Source organism: Mesorhizobium sp. M1403, from assembly GCF_040317695.1.
In the GTDB taxonomy this organism is placed as follows: Bacteria; Pseudomonadota; Alphaproteobacteria; order Rhizobiales; family Rhizobiaceae; genus Mesorhizobium.
This window is the reverse complement of the sequence record NZ_JAMYKY010000015.1, coordinates 60,923-79,653: the sequence shown is the minus strand read 5'-3', so window position 1 is coordinate 79,653 and position 18,731 is coordinate 60,923. Positions and strand designations below refer to the sequence as shown.

Sequence of the window (18,731 nt, the reverse complement as noted above, 5' to 3'; positions counted from 1 at the left end):
CAAACCGAATTTCGATAAATGTCGAAATACGCTAGACGACGCGCTTGCCGCTGGCGTCGATGACAACCTCGCCGTCCTCCTTGGTGAAGGGGCCGATATCCGGATTGGGCAGGATATCGAGCACGGCTTCGGAGGGTCGGGCGAGCATGGTGCCGAGCGGCGTCACCACGATCGGCCGGTTGATCAGGATCGGATGCGCCAGCATGAAATCGAGGATCTCGTCGTCGCTCCACTTCGGGTCGGCCAGGCCAAGTTCGGCATAGGGCGTGCCCTTTTCGCGCAGCAACTGGCGCGGCCTCATGCCCATCGCTGCGATCAGTTCGACGAGCTTTTCGCGCGACGGCGGGTTTTTCAGATATTCGATCACCCCAGGCCCCTCGCCGAACTGCCTGATCATGGCCAGCGTGTTGCGCGAGGTGCCGCAATCGGGGTTGTGGTAGATGGTGATGGTCATTGCGCAGCTTTCATCTGTCCGACTGGTTTCGGTTGGGCGAGCAGCCACCCTGCCAATCCCATGGCGAGCAACGCGCCCAAAAGTTCGGCGGCGATGAAGCCCGGCAGATCGGCGGGGCGGATGCCGGCAAAAGTGTTGGAGAACGCTCGGGCGATGGCGACGGCCGGATTGGCAAAGGATGTCGACGCGGTGAACCAATAGGCGGCGGTGATATAGAGCCCAACCAGCCAAGGGATAGAATCCGGGCGGGAACGCAGGCCGGCAAGGATGGTGAAGACCAGCCCGAAGGCGGCGACCAGCTCCGCGATCCATTGGCCGCCTCCGGTCCGCACCGTCGCCGACACTTGCAGGATCGGCAATTCGAACATTGCATGCGCGAGGAACGTTCCAGCGATGCCGCCGGCAATCTGGGCGGCGACGTAGGCCAGCGCTGCGTTCGTTTCGATCTCACGCCGAAGCGCGAACACCAGCGTCACCGCCGGGTTGAAGTGCGCTCCGGAGATCGGCCCGAATATGGTGATGAGCACGACCAGGATCGCCCCGGTCGGCAAGGTGTTGCCGAGCAGGGAGACGGCGACATCGTTGCTCAGCCTGTCAGCCATGATGCCGGAACCGACCACGGTGGCGACCAGCAGAGCCGTGCCGAGGGCCTCGGCAACAAGGCGCCGGGAAAGCTGAACCACCTTAGCCGGCCTTCGGCAGATTGCGGCCGATTTCATCGAGGCGCTTCTGCAGCGCAAGTCTGTCGACCGCATTGATCGGCAGGCTGACAAAGATCGAAATCCGGTTGTTGAGCATGCGGTAGGCTTCGGCGAAGGCGAGATGCTTTTCCGCCTCGGTGCCCTCGACGGCTGCAGGATCAGGTACGCCCCAATGCGCCGTCATCGGTTGCCCGGGCCAGGCTGGACAGGATTCGTTGGCGGCATTGTCGCAGACCGTGAAGACGAAATTCATCTCTGGGGCACCTGGCTCCGCAAACTCTTGCCAGTCTTTCGAACGGGCGAACGACGTGTCGTAGTTGAGGCTTTTCAAAAGCTGAAGGGCATAGGGATGAACCTCTCCCTTCGGATGCGATCCAGCCGAATAGGCCTTGAACTTGCCTGCGCCGACGCGGTTCAGGATCGCCTCGGCGAGAATCGACCTTGCCGAATTGCCGGTGCAGAGAAAAAGAACATTGTATGGCTCGCTCATCGCGCACCTCCCTTCTAGCAGTTGCAGGTCACAGCCTGGATCACAGGCTGGCAAAGTTCCGGCGCGCCATTGCAGCAGTCCTCCATCAGGTAGGCCAGCAGATCGCGAAAGCCGGTCATATCGGCGAAATAGCGCACGCTGCGGCCCTCCCGTTCGGTCCGCACCAGGCCGGCATGCGACAGGATCTTGAGATGGGCCGACATCGTATTCGGGAACGCGGCGAGCCGCGAAGCGATCTCGCCCGCCGGCACGCCGTCGGCTCCAGCCCGCACCAAAAGGCGAAAAACGTCCAGCCGGGTTTCCTGGCCGAGCGCGGCAAGCGCCGAAAGGGCGAGTGTCTTGTCCATAATTCCAGGATTCCAGAAATGGCGAAGAGAGTCAACGCGCCTCTGCCAGCGACCCAAGGCAATCTCTCAGTTTTGAATTCGCCCTTTAAGCGTTTGCGTTGCCCCTCACCTGCCTGCCGGCATCCTCTCCCCGTATAGTGACGGGGAGAGGGGCCTCGTCATCGGTGATTTCGCCAAACATCAGCGGTGCAGAAACGACGCCAACGCTGCGGCCAGCCCCTTCTCCCCATCACTATACGGGGAGAAGTGCCGGCAGGGCGATGAGGGGCGGCGCCGACTTGTACAACTGGTCGTATCCGACACATCGAAGCGATGCCCGCTGCCCTCGGCGGCTCACTCGACCAAATCAGCCAGGCACCGTGGCGACAATGGCATCAGCGCGGCCAAGACCGGCAACCGCTTTCCTGACCCGCTGCAGATGCGCCTGGCGTCCGGCGGCCGAGACGCTGTCCATCCGGTAGAGCGCCAGGAATTTGGTCCGGCACAGCGGATGGCAGACGGAGCGGAAGCCGCGCAGCAGGGTTCGCCGGCCGGGCTGTCCCATGATCCACGACATCAGCGGCGTGGCACCGCATGTGGTCATCGCCATCACCCGGCGTATGTGCCGCAATTTGGGCCGCGGACCGCGTCGTGCGGTCGGCATCTCGAAAGCGAAGCCCGGCACCAGCACACGCTCCAGCCAGCCTTTCAGCATCGCCGGCACGCCATACCACCAGGTCGGGTAAATGAAGACGACCGCCTCGGCCCAGAGCAGCTCCTGCGCATGTTCGTGGACCGGTTGCAGGTTCGCCGCCTTGTCGTGGTAACCGCGCCATTCCTGCGTGCGCATGACTGGATCGAAGCCGGTCGCATGGAGATCGAGCAGGTGGACCTGATGCCCCCTTTCGGCAAGCGTCTCCAGCACCGTATCGCGCACGGCGCCGTTGAAGCTGTCGGTGCAGGGATGGCAATAGACGACGAGGACCTTCATCTTGCGCTCAGCCCGGTCGGTCGCCAGAGGATCGCGGTGCTGCATGCAAGCGCGTCGCATGCAAACAAGCCACCCGCAGACATAGTCGATCAGCTGTTTTCATGCGAAGCCCCGCAGCCCCATATCAAGACGCAACACCTCCAGTCGCGTCAAGCCCCGCTCGTTCGCTCAAGGAAAATTGCGCAGACATGGGCTTGCTGGAGGGCGCTGTCCCGCATGCCTTGAGGTACTCCGCGGGATGCGGCGCTGCGGCGTATCATGCCCAAGAACTCCCAGCATTGTTCCCAGAATGTCTGCGCCCTAGCTTCAGGGCGTGTTCAAAGCGTCAGGAGAAAACGATGCAGACAGGAAAACTGAGCGGCAAGATCGCCTTGGTGACGGGCGCCTCCTCCGGCATCGGCGAGGCCACCGCCTTGGCGCTGGCGGCCGAGGGCGCCACGCTGGCGATTGCCGCGCGGCGCGCCGAGCGCCTGGACGATCTGGCGAGGCGGATCCGTGAGACCGGCAGCACCGCGCTGCCGATTGCCGTCGACGTCACCGACGAAGCGCAAGCCACGGCGATGGTCGAACGGGTCCTGCAGGAGTACGGCCGGCTCGACATTCTGCTTGCGGTTGCCGGCGTCGGCGTCGCCGCGCCGTTCCGCAATACGACGCCGGAAGAATACCGCCGGATGGTCGACGTCAACATTCTGGGCCTGCTTTATCCGATCCATGCGGCGCTGCCGTCGATGCAACGGCAAGGCGCCGGCCACATCGTCGTCGTTTCTTCCGGCACCGGCCGTTATATCCACCCTTCGGTGGTCTATTCCGGCACCAAGCACGCGGTAAGCGCGATGGCGGAATCGCTTCGCCGCGAGATCGGCAAGGACGGCATCCGCGTGACCTGCATCGAGCCTGGCGCCGTCAAGACCGAGTTCACCCAGAATATGCGCGCCGATGTGCGCCAGGCGGTCGAGCTAAGGCTTGGCGACATGGAGCAGCTGGAAAGCGAGGACATCGCCGCCGCCATCCTGTACGCGGTAACGCAGCCGCCACGGGTCAACGTCAACATCCTGACGCTTTATCCGACCGAGCAGGCATGAGCTTGGCCGACAGATATGGTGCCCTGCGCCGCCCCGCAGCATCATCCCCCGGTCATCAGCGTGAACACAAGCTGCCGCAGCTTGCCGCCCGGGCCGAATTCGACCCGGTCGAAATCGCGGCTCGCCTGCCGCTGTGCCTGAGAAATTCCGGCGAGCCGTTTCGTCACTTCGGTCCTGATCTTGCTGCAGCCGCGGTCGTCGGGGACGGTCAGGCCGATGGTGGCCGCCTCGATCTTGTGCACCATGTCGATGATGCTGGCGCCGTGCACCTTCTCGTGGGCGGCGAGGCCGGCTGCGAAAACGCCCCAGTTCTTCTGGATTGTGCCCGGCAGCCGCGCGGCCGGCTTCGGCAAGGTGTAGGTGATGATCAGCTTCGGCCGCGCCGACACCAGCACGCAGGCGTCGCCTTGCGGCTGGTAGTCCCTCACCCAGGTCAGCTTGAAATTGGTATGCGCGATGACGCGGCGCTCGCCGAGCAGCGGCCCGCGGCCGCCGATCGAGGCATAGAGCTCCGGCCCGGATTGCCCTGAGATGGCATAGGTCTCGACCTTTTCGACCGCCTCCCAGCCGGCATGCGCCGGCGAGGTCAGCAGAGAGGCTAGCAGCAGGCAAAGGCGAATGGCTGTTTTCATGCAAGTCCTCGCAGCTGCTGCGCACGATGCAAAAGACATGCAGTTCCCTTCCGTGGACATAGCCGGCGGCCGGCTATAGTGGGATGCTCGTATACAAGAATCCACAGGCAACGCCATGTCGCCGCGACCGAACATTGCCCGGCAACGCCCTGCCCCCGGGACCCAGCCTCCCGGCGTCAGCCTGTGCCGCGCGCTGTCGAAGCTTGGCCTGTGCTCGCGCAAGCAGGCCGAGCTTCTGGTTGCCGAGGGGCGCGTGCGGGTCGCCGGCAAGATCGTGCGCAACGGCGCGATGCGCGTCGATCCCGGCCGCGACCGCATCGAGGTCGACGGCCGCCGCGTCGCCGCCGAGCGCAAGGTCTATCTGATGCTCAACAAGCCGCGCGGCCTGGTTACCACCCGCGACGACCCGCAGGACCGCGGCACCGTCTATGATTGCCTGGCAGGCCTCGACCTGCCCTTCGTCTCGCCGGTCGGCCGCCTCGACAAGGCCAGCGAAGGCCTGCTGTTGATGACCAACGACACGCGCTTCGCGCAGCGCCTGCTCGACCCCGCCTCGCATGTCGCCAAGACCTATCACGTGCAGATCGGCGCCCTGCCCGACGAGGCCATGCTGGCGCGGTTGCGCGCCGGCGCGACAGTCGACGGCGACTTGCTGACGGCCCGCTCGATCGAGCTGTTGCGCGGCGGCACCAGCACCGCCTGGCTGGAAATCGTGCTCGACGAGGGCCGCAACCGCCATATCCGCCGGCTGCTCGGCGCCCATGAGATCGAGGTGCTGCGCCTGGTGCGCGTTGCGATCGGATCTCTGCAACTCGGCGAGCTTGCCAAAGGCAAGGCCCGCCATCTGACCGCCGAAGAGCTGGCGCTGCTTCGGGCCTGAAGGGCAGAGCGAAGCATCACTCAGTGCCCAGGCCGGTTTGATGAGCGTTCTCATGGATTTCGGCAAAATCCAGCCCATATCCTAGATATGGAGCTTTGAGCGTGAAACTCGCGCGTGCGGTCCTGCTTGCCGCGGCTTTCGTGGCTGCTGCGGCCGTTTGTCCCCCTTCTGCAACCGGAGAGGCGAACGGCCGGGAGAAAATTGTGTTGCGCGTCGAGATGGACGGCGCCATCGGTCCGGCGAGTGCCAGGCAGCTCGAGGAAGCGCTGGCGGTGGCCGCGGACCGAAACGCCCAGGCTCTCATCCTGCAGATGGACACGCCCGGCGGGCTGGTCACCAGCATGCGCGAGATGATCGCCGCTATCCTCGCCTCGCCGGTTCCCGTCATCGGCTATGTCGCGCCCGCCGGCGGGCACGCGGCGAGCGCCGGAACCTACATCCTCTACGCTACCCATGTAGCGGCGATGGCGCCCGGCACCAATCTGGGCGCGGCAACGCCGATCGAGATGGGCGGGCCGCTGCCATCGTTTCCCGGCGGCAAGAACGATGGCCCGGAGGCGGACAAGGACAAGAAGAACGCACCCGCGGGCGATGCGATGATCGCCAAGGCGACGAACGACGCCGTTGCCCTGATCCGCAGCCTGGCTGAATTGCGCGGGCGCAATGCCGAATGGGGTGAAAAGGCCGTGCGCGACGCGGCCAGCCTGTCGGCCGGCGCGGCGCTGCAGGAGCATGTCATCGACTTCGTCGCCCGCGACACCACCGAGTTGCTTCAACTGGCCGACGGCCGGACCGTCGAGATCGCCGGCAAGAAAGAGGCATTGGCGACGAAAGGGCTGCCGGTTGAAACGCTCGAACCAGGCTGGCTCATCCGGCTTCTCGCCGTCATCACGGACCCAAACATCGCCGTCATCCTGATGCTGGTCGGCGTCTATGGCCTCGTCTTCGAATTCACGAGCCCGGGCGCGGTCGCGCCTGGCGTGATCGGCACGATTTGCCTTCTGCTCGGCCTCTATGCGCTCAATCTCCTGCCGATCAGCTATGCCGGCCTTGCCTTGATGCTGCTTGGCATCATCTTTCTCGTCGTCGAAGCCTTGAACCCGACAGTGGTCCTTGGGCTGGGAGGCGTGGCTGCGTTTCTGCTGGGCGCTGCCATGCTGCTCAAGATCGAGGGGCCCGGCTTCGAGATGTCGTGGGCCGTTATCGGCACCGCCGCCGTCCTGACGCTCGGCCTGGCGCTGTTGACCGGCAGCTATCTGTGGGCGGCCCGCAAGAACGTTCCGCGTGTTGGCGCACAGGCCATGCAGGGGCTGCCGGCGGAGATTCTCGACTGGCAGGGCAGCGAGGGCCACGTGCTCGCCCGGGGCGAGCGCTGGCGGGCAAAAGCCGACGAACCGCTTGCGGTGGGCGACAGCGTCGAGGTGGCTGATGTCAGGGGTCTTGTGCTGACGATACGGCGCCGCAATGTGGGAAGCGATGGAGCAAGGCAATGATCATCGGTTATGTGACCTATCTGGCAGCAGCGCTCGTCGTGGTCATGTTCTTATCCGCGGCCATTCGCGTCCTGAGGGAATATCAGCGCGGGGTGGTCTTCACGCTCGGCCGCTTCACCGGGGTCAAGGGCCCCGGCCTTATCATCCTCATCCCGTTCGTGCAGCAGATGGTGAAGGTCGACCTGCGAGTGGTGGTCCAGGACGTGCCGCCGCAGGACGTGATCTCGCGTGACAACGTCTCGGTGAAGGTCAACGCGGTGCTGTATTTTCGTATCGTCGACGCCGAGCGGGCGGTGATCCAGGTCGAAGACTTCATGACCGCCACCAACCAGTTGGCACAGACCACGTTGCGCTCGGTGCTCGGCAAGCATGAGCTCGATGAAATGCTGGCCGAACGTGACAAGCTCAACAGCGATATCCAGGAGATTCTCGACCAGCGCACCGATGCCTGGGGCATCAAGGTCTCCGATGTCGAGATCAAGCATGTCGACCTCAACGAGAACATGGTCCGCGCCATCGCCAAGCAGGCCGAGGCGGAACGGCTGCGGCGTGCGAAAGTGATCAATGCCGACGGCGAACAACAGGCGGCGGCAAAGCTCGTCGAGGCTGGCAAGATGCTGGCCGAAGCACCGCAAGCCATGCAGCTACGCTATTTCGAGGCTCTCCATGACATCGCCGGCGAGCGCTCGTCGACGGTCGTGTTTCCGGTGCCAATGGATCTGCTCGGTCATTTCATCAAGCAGGGCGGGAAGTGAGGAGAGGTGATGGGCTGAAGCTGCCAATCTCCCCCTTGTGGGGGAGATGCCTGGTAAGGCAGAGGGGGGCGCTGTCCCGCCGGCCTGTCAGCCTGTTACAATTACAAGCTTAAGCCAGTTCGCGGCTGATCGTAGGTCATCCTTCGCGCCCCCCTCTGTCCTGCCGGATATCTCCCCCCTTGTGGGGGAGATCGGCAGATCCACCCGCTCACGTCTGCCACGGCGGGACCGGCGCAAAGCGTTTGCCGATCCAGTCGGCGAAGGCACGTGTCTTGGCGGCTTGCCCTTTGGCCGAAGGCATGACGACATAGACCGCGCCCTCGTCGGCAAGCGTCCAGTCCTCCAGCACTGGCACCAGCCGGCCGTCGGCGAGCTCGCGTCCGACCAGCCAATCCGTGCTCATCATCAGCCCGACGCCCTGCACGGCGGCTTCGACCAGGACCTCGGCGTCGTCGGTGACCAGCGGGCCGGAGACCTCGATACTGACGCGGCGGCCCGTAGTGTCGGTCATCTCCCAGGCCGGAAAGGTCTGGAAGCCTGAGAAGCCGAGACAGCTGTGTTCCAGCAGCGCTTCCGGCGCAGCCGGCGTGCCCCGGCGGGCGAGGTAGGACGGCGCGGCGCATAACAGACGCCTCCGTGTCGCGACCTTGCGCGCCACCAGCCGCGAATCCTCCAGCGCGCCGAGACGAACGGCAACATCGAAATTCTCGGCGACGAGATCGACGAAGCGGTTGGAGAACTCGGCCTCGATACGGACGTCGGGAAATTCGGCGAGAAACTGTGGCAGCAGGGGGCCGATCCACATGCGCCCGAACGAGCCGGGCAGCGCCAGCCGCAGCACGCCGCGCGGCCCGCCGCCGGCATGCGCCGACGCGACAGCCTCGGCTTCGTCGACGGCGGCCAGGATAGCGCGGATGCGGACGAGGAACTCCGAACCCGCCTCGGTCAGCGACACGCTTCGCGTCGTCCGGTGCAGCAGGCGCACGCCCAACCGCTCTTCCAGGGAGGCAAGGCGCCGCGACAGGATCGTTGCGTCGCGGCCGATGCGAGCCGCCGCCTTGGTGAAGGAGCGTGCTTCGGCGATTGCCGCGAAGGCGGCCATTTCGGCCAATGCTGCCGGTTCGTGCGATTGCTGCATCTGGCGCAGAGCTCAAATGTAAAAGCCAAGGATTATATACCAATAGCGCAGCAGCTAGTTTCACTCAATCCCGGCCCGTCAATCGGCCCATCAACCGGAGTGAGACATGAAAGCGATCGAACTGACTGCCCCGAGACTGGACGCGTTTCGCGCGGCCACCGTTCCCACGCCTGAACCGCAGCGCGGCGAAGTGCTGATCCGCCTGCGCGCCGCAAGCCTCAACTTTGTCGACGTCGCGATCGCGAGCGGCAACTATCCAGGCCCGAGCTTTCCGCTCATTCCCGTCGTCGACGGCGCCGGCGAGATCGTCGGCATCGGCGAGGGCGTGTCGAGGCTCGCCGTCAACGACCGCATCATCGCCCATGCAAAACCGCGTTGGATCGGCGGCCGTCCGCGGCCTTATGAGACCAGAGAGATGCGCGGGCTGACACTGCCCGGCTCGCTCGCCGAATATGTCGTGCTGCCGGCCAATGCCGTCGTGCCGATGCCGGCTCACTTGTCCTTCGAAGCGGCAGCAACGCTGCCGATCGCTGGCACCACCGCCTGGAACGCGATCCGCGCCGCCGATGCCGGGCCCGGATCAGTCGTCGTCCTGCTCGGCACCGGCGGTGTGTCGATCTTGACCCTGCAGCTGGCAAAGGCAGCCGGCGCCACGGTCATCATCACCTCGTCGTCGGACGAAAAGCTGGCCCGCGCCAAGGCCCTGGGTGCGGATCATCTCATCAATTATCGTGAGACACCGGACTGGGACGCCAAGGTGCTCGAGCTGACCGACGGCCTCGGCGCCGATCTGATCGTCGAGACCGGCGGCTCGGCCACCTTCGCCCGCTCAATCAATGCCGCGGCGCCCGGCGGCACGGTGTTCGCGATCGGCTTCGTCACCGGCGCCGAGGCCACCACGAACCTGCTGCCGATCATCATCAAGGCGCTCAAGGTAGTGGGCAACAACACCGGTTCGGTATCCGACCTGCGCGACGCTGCGCGCGCTATCGGCGCCGCCCGTATCGATCCGGTCATCGACACAATCTACAGCCAGCACCAGGCGACCGAGGCCTACGCCCACATGGCGGCCGGCGGCCGGCATTTCGGCAAGCTTGCGTTCAGTCTGTCGTGGTGAGCCTGAAAAGGCAGGGCGTTCAAGCTGCCGATCTCCCCCCTCGTGGGGGAGATGTCCGGCAGGACAGAGAGGGGCGCTGTCCCTCCAGCCTATCAAGCAGTTCGCGCACCCACGTAAGGTTCTCAGCTCATCAAAGTTGAACTGAACGCTGGCGATCCTTCACGCCCCCCTCTGCCCTGCCGGGCATCTCCCCCACGAGGGGGGAGATTGGCAGTTCCACCGCGTCCGCCTAAATCAGCTTCTCCAGCGTGATCGGCAGATCCCGCACCCGTTTCCCGGTGGCGTGGAATACCGCGTTGGCGATCGCCGGCGCCACGCCGACGATGCCTAGCTCGCCGACCCCCTTGCCGCCAAGCACCGAGGAATGCGGGTCGGGAATACCGACCGAGATCACCTCGATGTCGGGAATGTCGGCATTGGTGGCGATGAGATAGTCGGCGAGGTTGTTGTTGACGATGCGGCCGTGGCGGCGGTCGACGATGCCTTCCTCGAGCAGCGCCTGGCCGATGCCCATGATGATGCCGCCCTTCCACTGGCTTTCGGCGAGCTTGGGGTTATAGAGCCGGCCCGAATCCAGCGCCGATACCACGCGCGACACACGAACCGTGCCAAAGTCCTCGTCGACGCGCACTTCGATGAAATGCGCGCACCAGCTGTGGCGGGAATAGTCGCCCTCGGTGTGCGGCAGCGCCATGGCTATGGTGGTGTAGTTCTTGTAGCGGTCCTCGACCGTCGAATTGGCCGGCATCGTGTCGCCCTTGGCCTCGATATGCTGGCGCCCGACGCTGCTGAGCAGTTCGGCGATGGAAACTTCAGGGCCGTTGCCGCGCGGCGACGAAATGCGGCCATTGGCGACGACGAGCGTGTTGGCCTGCAGCGTATGGAACGGCGAAGCCGGATCACTGATGGCGAGCCCGACCAACTGGTCGAGCGCGGCACTCGCCGCCTTGTGGACGGCGCCGGTCATCACCCCGGCCAGCCGCGAACCGCCGGTGACGCCGGCACGGGCATAGCGGGAATCGCCGAGCTTGACGATGACGTTTTCCGCCGGCACGCCCAGCACCTCGGCGGCGGTCTGCGCCAAGATCGTGTAGGTGCCCTGCCCCATGTCGATCGACGAGCTTTCGACCTCGACCGAGCCGTCGGCGAGAATGCGCACGACCGCCTCGCCATAGGCGCGCCGCACCGGGTAGGTGCCGGCGGCGACGCCCCAGCCGATCAACTGGTTGCCGTCGCGCATCGAACGCGGCTGGGGCGTCCGCTTCGACCAGCCAAAGGCTTCAGCGCCGGCCGCGAACGCCTCGCGCAGCTGCCGTGTCGACCACGGCTTCTTCGCATGCGGATCCTGCTCGGCATAGTTCCTGAGACGGATTTCCAGCGGGTCGATACCGACCTCATAGGCGAGCTCGTCGATCGCGCTTTCGATGCCGAAGGCGCTCGGGTTCTCGCCCGGCGCGCGCAATGCCCCCGGCACCACCGTGTTGACCCGCACGACGTTCTGCCGCGACGAGAAATTCGGCGTCGCGTACATGACCGAGGTGACCGAGCCGAGCGGCTCGACCCACATGCCGTCGACCGAGGTCTCGTTGACGCCGCGATGCACGATCGACTGGATCTGACCCTCTGCGTTGGCGCCGAGCGCCACGGTCTGGCGCGTCGCCGCCCGTCCGCCATAGGCGGTGAAGGTCTGCGGCCTGCTGACCGCCAGCTTCACCGGCCGTCCCAGCATTTTCGCGGCGACTGCCGCCACCGCGCCGTAGCCATAGGCGAACGCCTTGGAGCCGAAGCCGCCGCCAATATAGGGCGAGACCAGTCGCACATTCTCGAACGGCACGCCGAACCATTCGGCATAGGTCCGCGCCATGCCGTCGAGCCACTGGCTCGGCTCCCAGACCGTGAGTTGGTCGTCCTGCCACTTTGCGATCAGGCCATGCGGCTCCATCGGCGCCTGGTATTCGCGCGGCGTGTTGTAGGCGTTGCAGATCCTGACCGGAGCCGAGGCGAACGCGGTCTCCGCCTCACCCCACTCCTTGGTCATCGCATCGACCGCAATGCCGTCGCCGGCTTTCGGATCGCTGAGGTCGACGATCGCCGGCGCCTCGTCATAGGCGATCTTGACCAGCGCCGCGGCTGCGACCGCCTGTTCGAAGCTCTCGGCCACCACCGCCGCGATATGCTGGCCGCTGAAGGTGATGCTGCGCGCCAGCGGGCAATAGGCAACAGCCGGCGGCGGCGTGCCCAGCCAGTCCGTGGCGGTTCTCAGCGGCAGGAAATTGTCGGGCGTCAGCACCAGCAGCACGCCCGGCGCGGCTTCGGCCGCTGCCGTGTCGATCGACTGCACCCGGCCGGCGGCAATGGTACTCTCGACCAGCACCGCATAGGTGAGCCCCTCGAGCTGCTGCTCGACGGCGTATTTGGCGGCACCGGTGATCTTGGCCGGTCCGTCGACGCGCGACAGCCGGCCGCCGACCTGATCCGCGAGGACGGCGCCGTCCGAAGCGTCGCCGCGTTTGGCATCGCCAGGTCTTGTTCTCAACTCGTGAACGGTCATGCCGTTTCTCCCATTTTGAGGATGGCGCGGGCGACGACGCGCGGCGCCAGTTCGATCTTGTAGTGGTTGGCGCCATGGTCGACGGCGCCCTCGACGGCGAGCAGGCTGGCTTGCCTGACGACCTCCGGCTCGAGCACCTTGCCTTTCAGCGCCTCTTCGACGGCGCGGGCGCGCCATGGCTTGGTGGCGACGCCGCCAAGCGCGACGCGCAGATCGCGGATCGTCCTTCCGTCGGCCTCGAACTCGATACCGACCGCGGCACTTGCCGCGGCGAATTCATAGGACTGGCGGTCGCGGACCTTGAGATAGGTCGAGCGGCGGGCGGCGGCCGAAGCGGGAATGCCGATCGCGGTGATCATCTCGCCGGGTTCGATCGCATGTTCCCGTTCGGGCGTGCTGCCCGGCGGCAGGAAAAAATCATCGACGGCGACCTGACGGTCGCCGAGATGGAGGATCGCGTCGAAGGCGACGAGCGCAACCGCCAGGTCGCCGGGATAGGTGGCGATGCAGGCTTCGCTGGTGCCGAGCACGGCATGACCACGGGTGACGCCGCCGATCGCCGAGCAGCCGCTGCCGGGCGAGCGCTTGTTGCAAGCGGGGAAATTCGCCGGATCGCGGAAATAGGGGCAGCGCGTACGCTGCATCAAATTGCCGCCGATCGTCGCCATGTTGCGCAACTGCGCCGATGCGGCCTGCCACAATGCTTCCGAGACGGCGGGGAACCGGCTCTTGATATCGGCGTGGTCGGCGACTTGGCTCATCCTGGCCAGCGCGCCGATCGTGGCGCCCCGGTCATCGACGGCAATCGTATCCAGTCCCCTGAGATGGGTGATGTCGACCACGGTCTCGGGTTCGGCAACGCCGCATTTGGCGAGATCGACAAGCGTCGTGCCGCCGGCCAAAAGCATGGCGCCCGGTAGCGCCGCTGCCTGGCGGGCTGCATCGACGGAGCCGGCGTGGAGATACGAAAAGTCCCTCATGATGCGGCCTCCATTGCCGCCTGGCGCACGGCGGCGACGATATGCGGATAGGCGCCGCAGCGGCAGAGATTGCCGGCCATGTATTCGCGGATCTCCTCGTCGGAACCGGCATGGCCCTCGCGAATGCAGGCGACCGCCGACATGATCTGGCCCGGCGTGCAATAGCCGCACTGGAAGGCGTCCTGTTCGAGGAAGGCGGCCTGCACCGCATGCAGCGTGCCATCCTCCCCGGCAAGCCCTTCGATGGTGGTGATGTCCCTGCCTTCAGCCTGAGTGGCAAGCGTCAGGCAGGCCAGCACGCGCTGGCCGTCGATATGGACCGTGCAGGCGCCACACTGGCCCTGGTCACATCCCTTCTTGGTCCCGGTCAGGCCGAGATGGTCGCGCAAGACGTCGAGCAGCGTAACGCGCGGCTCGACCTCCAGTTCACATGTCCATTGATTTGAAGTTGGATTGGAGTTCGGGTTATGCTTGTCATGGGGCGTCTGGCTCCAGTTGCTTGACGCGGGAGGGGATGATCTGGTGCCCGGCCGGCGAGCGGCAAGGTCAGCTTATGGCTAGGTGAAGGCTAATCTCCCCCTTGCGGGGCAGATGCCCGGCAGGGCGGAAGGGCTCGGTTCGACTTGGCGCGACCTCTGGGAAGGCTGCAGCTTGCGAGGTCGAAAGACGTGACATACCCGATCCCGTGATTACATGATAAAGGCGCTCCACAAATCGGAGGCGCCTCCGTTTACTACGTAGGGACCTGCTCTGCCCTGTTCAAGCCCCGGATCGAAATCGAACGAAATTGAAAAAATTGGCAGGGCAGCAGCCGTCATGCCAAGCCTGAAGCCGCCGCGGCAACCGCTCGCGCGCCGACAATCGCTCGGATTCAGCCGCAACACTCGAAACAGAGCAACGAGCGGACCATTGGGGCGCCGAAGGAGGGTGGTAAAAAAGCACCACCGGCCCAAGCCGGTGGTGCTCTCTGGACTGTCTGTAGGGGCAGGACAGTCCAATGATCCTGAGGGGATCGTGCTCAATGTCGGCTCATTTTTGCCTCAGGGCATCGGCCGAACAGATGAGGAGTGCCGGCCGCGCCAGGAAATATCCTCCGTCGTCATCCACCGGGACAGGCAAGATGCGGAACGCCGGCCCAGACTCGATCCTGTGATTGTATTTACTTGCGATTATATTTGTCGGAGGCGTAACGAAGTTGGAGGCGTCTCCGTTGTTGAAACGGGGCCTGCCCTATTCGGATCAACACTGGAGAAAAAATTGGCCGCAGAGCCGCCCGTCATATCTGGAGACAAGGCCGAAGCCGCCGCTGCAAAACCGCTGCGCGCCGACGCGCAGCGCAACCGCGACGCACTGGTCGAGGTCGCGGCGAAAGCCTTTGCCGCGCATGGCGTCGATGCCTCGCTGGAGGAGATTGCGCGTCAGGCCGGCGTCGGCATCGGCACGCTCTACCGGCATTTCCCAACGCGCGAGCATCTGGTCGAGGTGGTTTATCGGCGCGAAGTGGAAGGACTGTGCCAGGCGGCCGACGAACTCGCCCAGGATCATGTGCCCGACGTCGCGCTCGAACAATGGATGCAGCGCTTCGTCGACTACATCGCCACCAAGCGCGGGCTGTCGACAAGCCTGCGCATCCTGCTCACAACCAACTCCACCCTGTTCTCCGACGTTTCGGGCAGGGTGACGCTGGCTTTGCGGCGGCTGATCGATGCCGCGGTCGCCAACGGCTCGATCCGCAGCGACGTCGATGCCTCCGACGTGCTGCATGCGCTGGGCGGCATCTATTCGGCCCCGGACACCAAGGACTGGCGCGACCGCTCGCGCCGATTGGTGTCGCTGCTGATGGATGGGCTGCGGTTTGGAGCGGCCAAATCCGGCCCATCCAGGGAATGACGAATGCAATGACTGCCCTTATTTCAGCGAGATGCTCATACCGCTGAGATCGGCGTTGACTTGCAGACCTACCTGCCTGCCTGTGAGTTCGAGTTGGGCACCCTTGTCATTGGTCATGACGATCACCTGGGCTCCTTTGCCAAGCGCGCCGCCACCGCCCGCTGCACCGTACACCCCCGTCACATCCCGGGCGCGGCGTATGTGGCGCACGGTACCTTTGAAATAGGTCTTGGAGGCGCCGAAGGCGAGGCCGCCCGAGATGCCGCCGACCGAGATGGGATATCGGCGACCATGGAAGGTCAGTGTGCCCTCGCCTCCGGAGCCGCCGATGAAAAAGGCCGCCTTGTAGATGGCGAAGCGGATCGTACCGCTGTCGGCATGCGCGACGCTGGCAAAGCTAACTGCCGCGGCGGCGATGACGGCAACCGCGACTGAACGAAATCTGGACGAAATCTTCATGATGAGAACTCCTCAAGATCGCCGCATGCCCAGCCGGCCGGGCACATCGGCGTCGTATCAAAGTCATAGCTGAACAGTCTCGCCCGTCATTGGTTCCAAGCGCGCGGCCTGAATTCGGCTGCGAGAAGACCGCTACGAAACGAGGCGGACGGCGAGCATAGACCTGGCTGTAAGAACAGCGGCCGAATGGTGGGAATCCTTCGCCGGCGCTCCCATGAAAACGTAGGTGTTGAAGCCGAACGGTATTAGTCTGCGCTGTCTGGGGTTTCGGGAGCGCGGCAAAGAATGGGTTTGAACTCTGGCTACGGCTACATGCTGATCGGCGGCCTGATCCTGGTCGGTGCCGGGCTCCTGGTCGTTTCGCTGATCGTCAATCTCCGTGTGGCGCACAGTGTGCGTGACGACGTACGCCATCGTGAAAAGCTGCTGGAATATTATCGCAACATCTTTTCGCAGCTGGGCGTGATCCTGATCGGCATTGGCGTGTCCCTGTTCATCTTCTTTTTCCAGCAGAACTATCAGGACCAGCGTAAACGCGAAACGGAGCTCCAGCAGGTTCTCGCCAAACTGGCGGCGCGTATTGCCCGCGGCGGCGCCGTCGTGGAGGCCCTTGGCGAATTCGATGCGCTGCTGGATGATGGCGGCGCCTATGTCAGTCCGGAACTCGGCGGCAACAATGCCGCGGTCAGCGCCCACGGGACGGCGCTCGCCAAGCAGGTTTCGCAGATCCTTCTGGTCGAACGCGACGTCGATGTTCAGGGGTTCGATACCCTGAATTTATCACGCGATTTCGAAGCATCGTTCGTCGTCAACGAGCTCAACCCAACGCTATGGTTCAACATCGTCCGGGACGAGAGCGACATCAAATATGCCACCACTCAGATCGCCCTGGATTACAAGGACCTGCAGGATGCGATCGGCGGCGAGGCGATCGAGGTTGCGATCGCCAATCCCGAAAAGGAGCGGAAGATCAAGCAGGAGGTGCTCGACATTTTTTATGATGCCGACCTCCTGCGCCAGCGCAGCAGGCGGTTTCTCGGCCGCGCATGCTGGCTGTTCAGCAAGGGGCGCGGTTTCGTCAAGCTTGCACCGGCCAATGAGATCGAAGCCGATGCCAGGTCGCACCAAGAATGGATCGACCGGTCGAAACCCTTCCTGACGCAAGCGACGCCGGGCAGCGGCGATTGCTTCAAATTGCTCCAGTTCGGCCCGGCATCCTGAACCGGCAAAGGCTCGCCCGCCCCGCGACGGCTAATCACCCTCGCGCTGCAGCGTGCCGAGATGATTGTCGTTGAGAAACTCGATGGTCACGGCCGACGCCTTGCCGTCGGGGTCGATGACAAAGCTGACGGCCGAGGGCCTGTCCGGCATCTCGGCATCGGGGAAGGTCACGAAGAGGTCGCGGTCGAAATGCTTCAGTGGATAGGACCGCGCACCGGCGGGCCCGACCTTGAGGACAAGAGCCTCTCCTTCGCCCGACACAATAGCATCGCCGATGAAGTCGTTGAAGTAACGGCCGGCATAGGCACTGGCTGGCCCGGCCGGACTTGCCGGAGAGGGCGGCACGGCATAGGTGGCCTTGGCCGCCGCAATCACCGGCCCGAACATGCCTGCATAGATATCATTCCATGCCTTTACCTTATCTTTCCCCAGCGTTCCGTCGAAGACGAGATCGGCGAAGCTGTCGGACAGTCCCTCCGGCACGCCTGTCGGAAAGGCGTTGGCGATGACGACGATGCCAAGCTTCTCCTCGGGGAAGAGCATCACCAGACTGCGTGCGCCGGTGCTGAAGGCGCCCGCATGACCCCAGACCAGCCCGTGCCGGCCGAATTCGACATTCCAGCCGAGGCCGTAGAAGGCCTCGCCTCCGGAGACGGGGTTCTTGCCGCGAACCATCAAGGGAATATGTGTCTGGTCCAGCGCACCGGCGGCAATGAGTCTCTTGCCGGCGTAGGCCCCGTTGCCGAGCACAAGGCGCATCCATTGAGAGAGATCGCGTGCGGTGGAACTGACGCCGCCTGCTGGCGCCTGCGCATCCGGATAGCGCTGGACCTTCGCGGCCCAGGCGCCATCGATCTTGGCGTGGAGTTCGGCGCGGTTGGCGTGCTTGATGAAGTCCGAATGACGCGAACTGGTCGAGGCCATTCCAAGCGGACGATAGAGCTTCTCTTCGGCGACCTCTTCCCAGGGCTTGCCCGTCGGCTTCGCGGCGGCGACGGCACCCTCGGTCAGTCCGAAATTACTGTAGGAATAGCCGGCACGAAAGCTCGACGACGGCGACACGAACCGCAGGCGGCGCAGGATCTCCCCGCGGTCATAGCCAATGTCCTCGAGGTCGTCGCCCGCCGTGCCGGGAAGCCCGCTGCGGTGCGCAAACAGGTCGCGGACCGTGAGTTCGCTGGTCGGATAGGGCTCGGCGAGCCGGAAAGCCGGATCGAGGTCGGCGATCTTCGAATCCCACGAAGCAATCCCGTCGCTGACCAGCGCCGCCACGACGGTGGCTGAGACCGGTTTGGAGAGCGAGGCGATCTGGAAGACCGTATCGGCGTCGACGGCCTCCGGCTTGCCGGTCTCGCGATGCCCGAACCCCTTGAGGAAGATCACCTCGTCGCCATGCACGACGCCGATGGCCAGACCGGGCACGCTACCATCCGCGACGACGCCTTCGGCGAGTAATTCGAGCTTCGCAAGGGCCGCGGCGATCCTGTCGGGTGGGATGGTATCGGCCGACGCCGCTTTCGGCAAAAGCACCATGATAGCGATGAAGGCCAACATCCTCCAACGGAGGTGGT

General features: G+C 64.6%; 19 protein-coding genes. 7 read left to right on the top strand and 12 right to left on the bottom strand.

The annotated features are described in order from the left end of the window. Positions 1 to 31: 31 nt before the first annotated feature. From arsC to NKH01_RS22360, 5 genes are all read right to left on the bottom strand, one after another. Entirely contained in the window at positions 32 to 454 is a 423-nt protein-coding gene (gene arsC, locus NKH01_RS22380; RefSeq protein ID WP_353022440.1) for an arsenate reductase (glutaredoxin), read from the bottom strand. Then, positions 451 to 1,173, bottom strand: coding sequence for an aquaporin (locus tag NKH01_RS22375; protein WP_353022438.1), 723 nt, complete (start codon positions 1,171 to 1,173; stop codon positions 451 to 453). The genes arsC and NKH01_RS22375 overlap by 4 nt, the downstream gene beginning before the upstream one ends. Beyond that, positions 1,139 to 1,645 carry an arsenate reductase ArsC gene (locus tag NKH01_RS22370; RefSeq protein WP_353022436.1) on the bottom strand — a complete coding sequence of 169 codons (507 nt, stop codon included), beginning with the start codon at positions 1,643 to 1,645 and terminating at the stop codon, positions 1,139 to 1,141. Before NKH01_RS22370 ends, NKH01_RS22375 begins: the two co-directional genes overlap by 35 nt. Before the next feature lie 14 nt (positions 1,646 to 1,659). Further along, a complete protein-coding gene (locus NKH01_RS22365) occupies positions 1,660 to 1,992 on the bottom strand; it encodes an ArsR/SmtB family transcription factor (protein WP_352640967.1) in 333 nt (110 codons plus the stop codon). Between the two features lie 346 nt (positions 1,993 to 2,338). After that, positions 2,339 to 2,962: an NAD(P)H-dependent oxidoreductase gene (locus NKH01_RS22360; protein ID WP_502912674.1), complete on the bottom strand. Its 624-nt coding sequence runs from the start codon at positions 2,960 to 2,962 to the stop codon at positions 2,339 to 2,341. 338 nt (positions 2,963 to 3,300) lie between these two features. Between NKH01_RS22360 and NKH01_RS22355 the strand changes: the two genes are divergently transcribed. Further along, positions 3,301 to 4,044, top strand: a complete 744-nt coding sequence (locus NKH01_RS22355) for an SDR family oxidoreductase (protein ID WP_353022432.1) — start codon at positions 3,301 to 3,303, stop codon at positions 4,042 to 4,044. Positions 4,045 to 4,085: 41 nt separating this feature from the next. Here NKH01_RS22355 and NKH01_RS22350 read toward each other — a convergent pair whose 3' ends face one another. Further along, the gene (locus tag NKH01_RS22350; protein ID WP_353022430.1) at positions 4,086 to 4,676 is read right to left on the bottom strand and encodes a DUF922 domain-containing Zn-dependent protease; all 591 of its coding nucleotides are present in this window, start codon (positions 4,674 to 4,676) and stop codon (positions 4,086 to 4,088) included. A 115-nt stretch (positions 4,677 to 4,791) separates the two neighbouring features. Between NKH01_RS22350 and NKH01_RS22345 the strand changes: the two genes are divergently transcribed. The 3 genes from NKH01_RS22345 to NKH01_RS22335 all read left to right on the top strand — a co-directional run bounded on the left by NKH01_RS22345 (position 4,792) and on the right by NKH01_RS22335 (position 7,804). Next, positions 4,792 to 5,556 carry a pseudouridine synthase gene (locus tag NKH01_RS22345; RefSeq protein ID WP_353022428.1) on the top strand — a complete coding sequence of 255 codons (765 nt, stop codon included), beginning with the start codon at positions 4,792 to 4,794 and terminating at the stop codon, positions 5,554 to 5,556. A gap of 101 nt (positions 5,557 to 5,657) precedes the next feature. Beyond that, positions 5,658 to 7,049, top strand: coding sequence for an NfeD family protein (locus NKH01_RS22340; protein ID WP_353022426.1), 1,392 nt, complete (start codon positions 5,658 to 5,660; stop codon positions 7,047 to 7,049). Continuing rightward, the gene (locus tag NKH01_RS22335) at positions 7,046 to 7,804 is read left to right on the top strand and encodes a slipin family protein (RefSeq protein WP_353022424.1); all 759 of its coding nucleotides are present in this window, start codon (positions 7,046 to 7,048) and stop codon (positions 7,802 to 7,804) included. Before NKH01_RS22340 ends, NKH01_RS22335 begins: the two co-directional genes overlap by 4 nt. A 208-nt stretch (positions 7,805 to 8,012) precedes the next feature. Here NKH01_RS22335 and NKH01_RS22330 read toward each other — a convergent pair whose 3' ends face one another. Next, positions 8,013 to 8,942, bottom strand: a complete 930-nt coding sequence (locus NKH01_RS22330; protein ID WP_353022423.1) for a LysR family transcriptional regulator — start codon at positions 8,940 to 8,942, stop codon at positions 8,013 to 8,015. 106 nt (positions 8,943 to 9,048) lie between these two features. Between NKH01_RS22330 and NKH01_RS22325 the strand changes: the two genes are divergently transcribed. After that, the gene (locus tag NKH01_RS22325) at positions 9,049 to 10,059 is read left to right on the top strand and encodes a zinc-dependent alcohol dehydrogenase family protein (protein ID WP_023722348.1); all 1,011 of its coding nucleotides are present in this window, start codon (positions 9,049 to 9,051) and stop codon (positions 10,057 to 10,059) included. A gap of 229 nt (positions 10,060 to 10,288) precedes the next feature. Here the strand turns inward: NKH01_RS22325 and NKH01_RS22320 are convergent, their stop codons facing one another. Genes NKH01_RS22320 through NKH01_RS22310 form a run of 3 tightly spaced genes read right to left on the bottom strand, consistent with a single transcriptional unit; the run spans position 10,289 to position 14,015 of the window. After that, a complete protein-coding gene (locus NKH01_RS22320; protein WP_023722349.1) occupies positions 10,289 to 12,610 on the bottom strand; it encodes a xanthine dehydrogenase family protein molybdopterin-binding subunit in 2,322 nt (773 codons plus the stop codon). Then, positions 12,607 to 13,590, bottom strand: coding sequence for an FAD binding domain-containing protein (locus tag NKH01_RS22315; protein ID WP_353022420.1), 984 nt, complete (start codon positions 13,588 to 13,590; stop codon positions 12,607 to 12,609). Before NKH01_RS22315 ends, NKH01_RS22320 begins: the two co-directional genes overlap by 4 nt. Next, a complete protein-coding gene (locus NKH01_RS22310) occupies positions 13,587 to 14,015 on the bottom strand; it encodes a (2Fe-2S)-binding protein (protein ID WP_353022539.1) in 429 nt (142 codons plus the stop codon). The genes NKH01_RS22315 and NKH01_RS22310 overlap by 4 nt, the downstream gene beginning before the upstream one ends. Positions 14,016 to 14,847: 832 nt before the next feature. On the opposite strand from NKH01_RS22310, the gene NKH01_RS22305 reads away from it, so the two are divergent. Next, entirely contained in the window at positions 14,848 to 15,480 is a 633-nt protein-coding gene (locus tag NKH01_RS22305; RefSeq protein WP_353022418.1) for a TetR/AcrR family transcriptional regulator, read from the top strand. 18 nt (positions 15,481 to 15,498) lie between these two features. On the opposite strand, the gene NKH01_RS22300 is transcribed toward NKH01_RS22305, so the two are convergent. Further along, the gene (locus NKH01_RS22300; protein ID WP_023677323.1) at positions 15,499 to 15,939 is read right to left on the bottom strand and encodes a lipid-binding SYLF domain-containing protein; all 441 of its coding nucleotides are present in this window, start codon (positions 15,937 to 15,939) and stop codon (positions 15,499 to 15,501) included. 285 nt (positions 15,940 to 16,224) lie between these two features. Between NKH01_RS22300 and NKH01_RS22295 the strand changes: the two genes are divergently transcribed. Continuing rightward, entirely contained in the window at positions 16,225 to 17,160 is a 936-nt protein-coding gene (locus NKH01_RS22295; protein WP_353022416.1) for a hypothetical protein, read from the top strand. A 30-nt stretch (positions 17,161 to 17,190) separates the two neighbouring features. Here NKH01_RS22295 and NKH01_RS22290 read toward each other — a convergent pair whose 3' ends face one another. After that, the gene (locus tag NKH01_RS22290) at positions 17,191 to 18,714 is read right to left on the bottom strand and encodes a serine hydrolase (RefSeq protein WP_502912672.1); all 1,524 of its coding nucleotides are present in this window, start codon (positions 18,712 to 18,714) and stop codon (positions 17,191 to 17,193) included. Between the last annotated feature and the right edge of the window lie 17 nt (positions 18,715 to 18,731).

Coding starts and splice junctions, on each gene's coding strand:
- NKH01_RS22290 (WP_502912672.1), bottom strand. CDS start 18,714: ATGTTGGCCTTCATCGCTATCATGGTGCTTTTGCCGAAAGCGGCGTCG.
- NKH01_RS22325 (WP_023722348.1), top strand. CDS start 9,049: ATGAAAGCGATCGAACTGACTGCCCCGAGACTGGACGCGTTTCGCGCG.
- NKH01_RS22330 (WP_353022423.1), bottom strand. CDS start 8,942: ATGCAGCAATCGCACGAACCGGCAGCATTGGCCGAAATGGCCGCCTTC.
- NKH01_RS22350 (WP_353022430.1), bottom strand. CDS start 4,676: ATGAAAACAGCCATTCGCCTTTGCCTGCTGCTAGCCTCTCTGCTGACC.
- NKH01_RS22355 (WP_353022432.1), top strand. CDS start 3,301: ATGCAGACAGGAAAACTGAGCGGCAAGATCGCCTTGGTGACGGGCGCC.
- NKH01_RS22345 (WP_353022428.1), top strand. CDS start 4,792: ATGTCGCCGCGACCGAACATTGCCCGGCAACGCCCTGCCCCCGGGACC.
- NKH01_RS22300 (WP_023677323.1), bottom strand. CDS start 15,939: ATGAAGATTTCGTCCAGATTTCGTTCAGTCGCGGTTGCCGTCATCGCC.
- NKH01_RS22365 (WP_352640967.1), bottom strand. CDS start 1,992: ATGGACAAGACACTCGCCCTTTCGGCGCTTGCCGCGCTCGGCCAGGAA.
- NKH01_RS22375 (WP_353022438.1), bottom strand. CDS start 1,173: ATGAAATCGGCCGCAATCTGCCGAAGGCCGGCTAAGGTGGTTCAGCTT.
- NKH01_RS22295 (WP_353022416.1), top strand. CDS start 16,225: ATGGGTTTGAACTCTGGCTACGGCTACATGCTGATCGGCGGCCTGATC.
- NKH01_RS22320 (WP_023722349.1), bottom strand. CDS start 12,610: ATGACCGTTCACGAGTTGAGAACAAGACCTGGCGATGCCAAACGCGGC.
- NKH01_RS22335 (WP_353022424.1), top strand. CDS start 7,046: ATGATCATCGGTTATGTGACCTATCTGGCAGCAGCGCTCGTCGTGGTC.
- NKH01_RS22315 (WP_353022420.1), bottom strand. CDS start 13,590: ATGAGGGACTTTTCGTATCTCCACGCCGGCTCCGTCGATGCAGCCCGC.
- arsC (WP_353022440.1), bottom strand. CDS start 454: ATGACCATCACCATCTACCACAACCCCGATTGCGGCACCTCGCGCAAC.
- NKH01_RS22360 (WP_502912674.1), bottom strand. CDS start 2,962: ATGAAGGTCCTCGTCGTCTATTGCCATCCCTGCACCGACAGCTTCAAC.
- NKH01_RS22370 (WP_353022436.1), bottom strand. CDS start 1,645: ATGAGCGAGCCATACAATGTTCTTTTTCTCTGCACCGGCAATTCGGCA.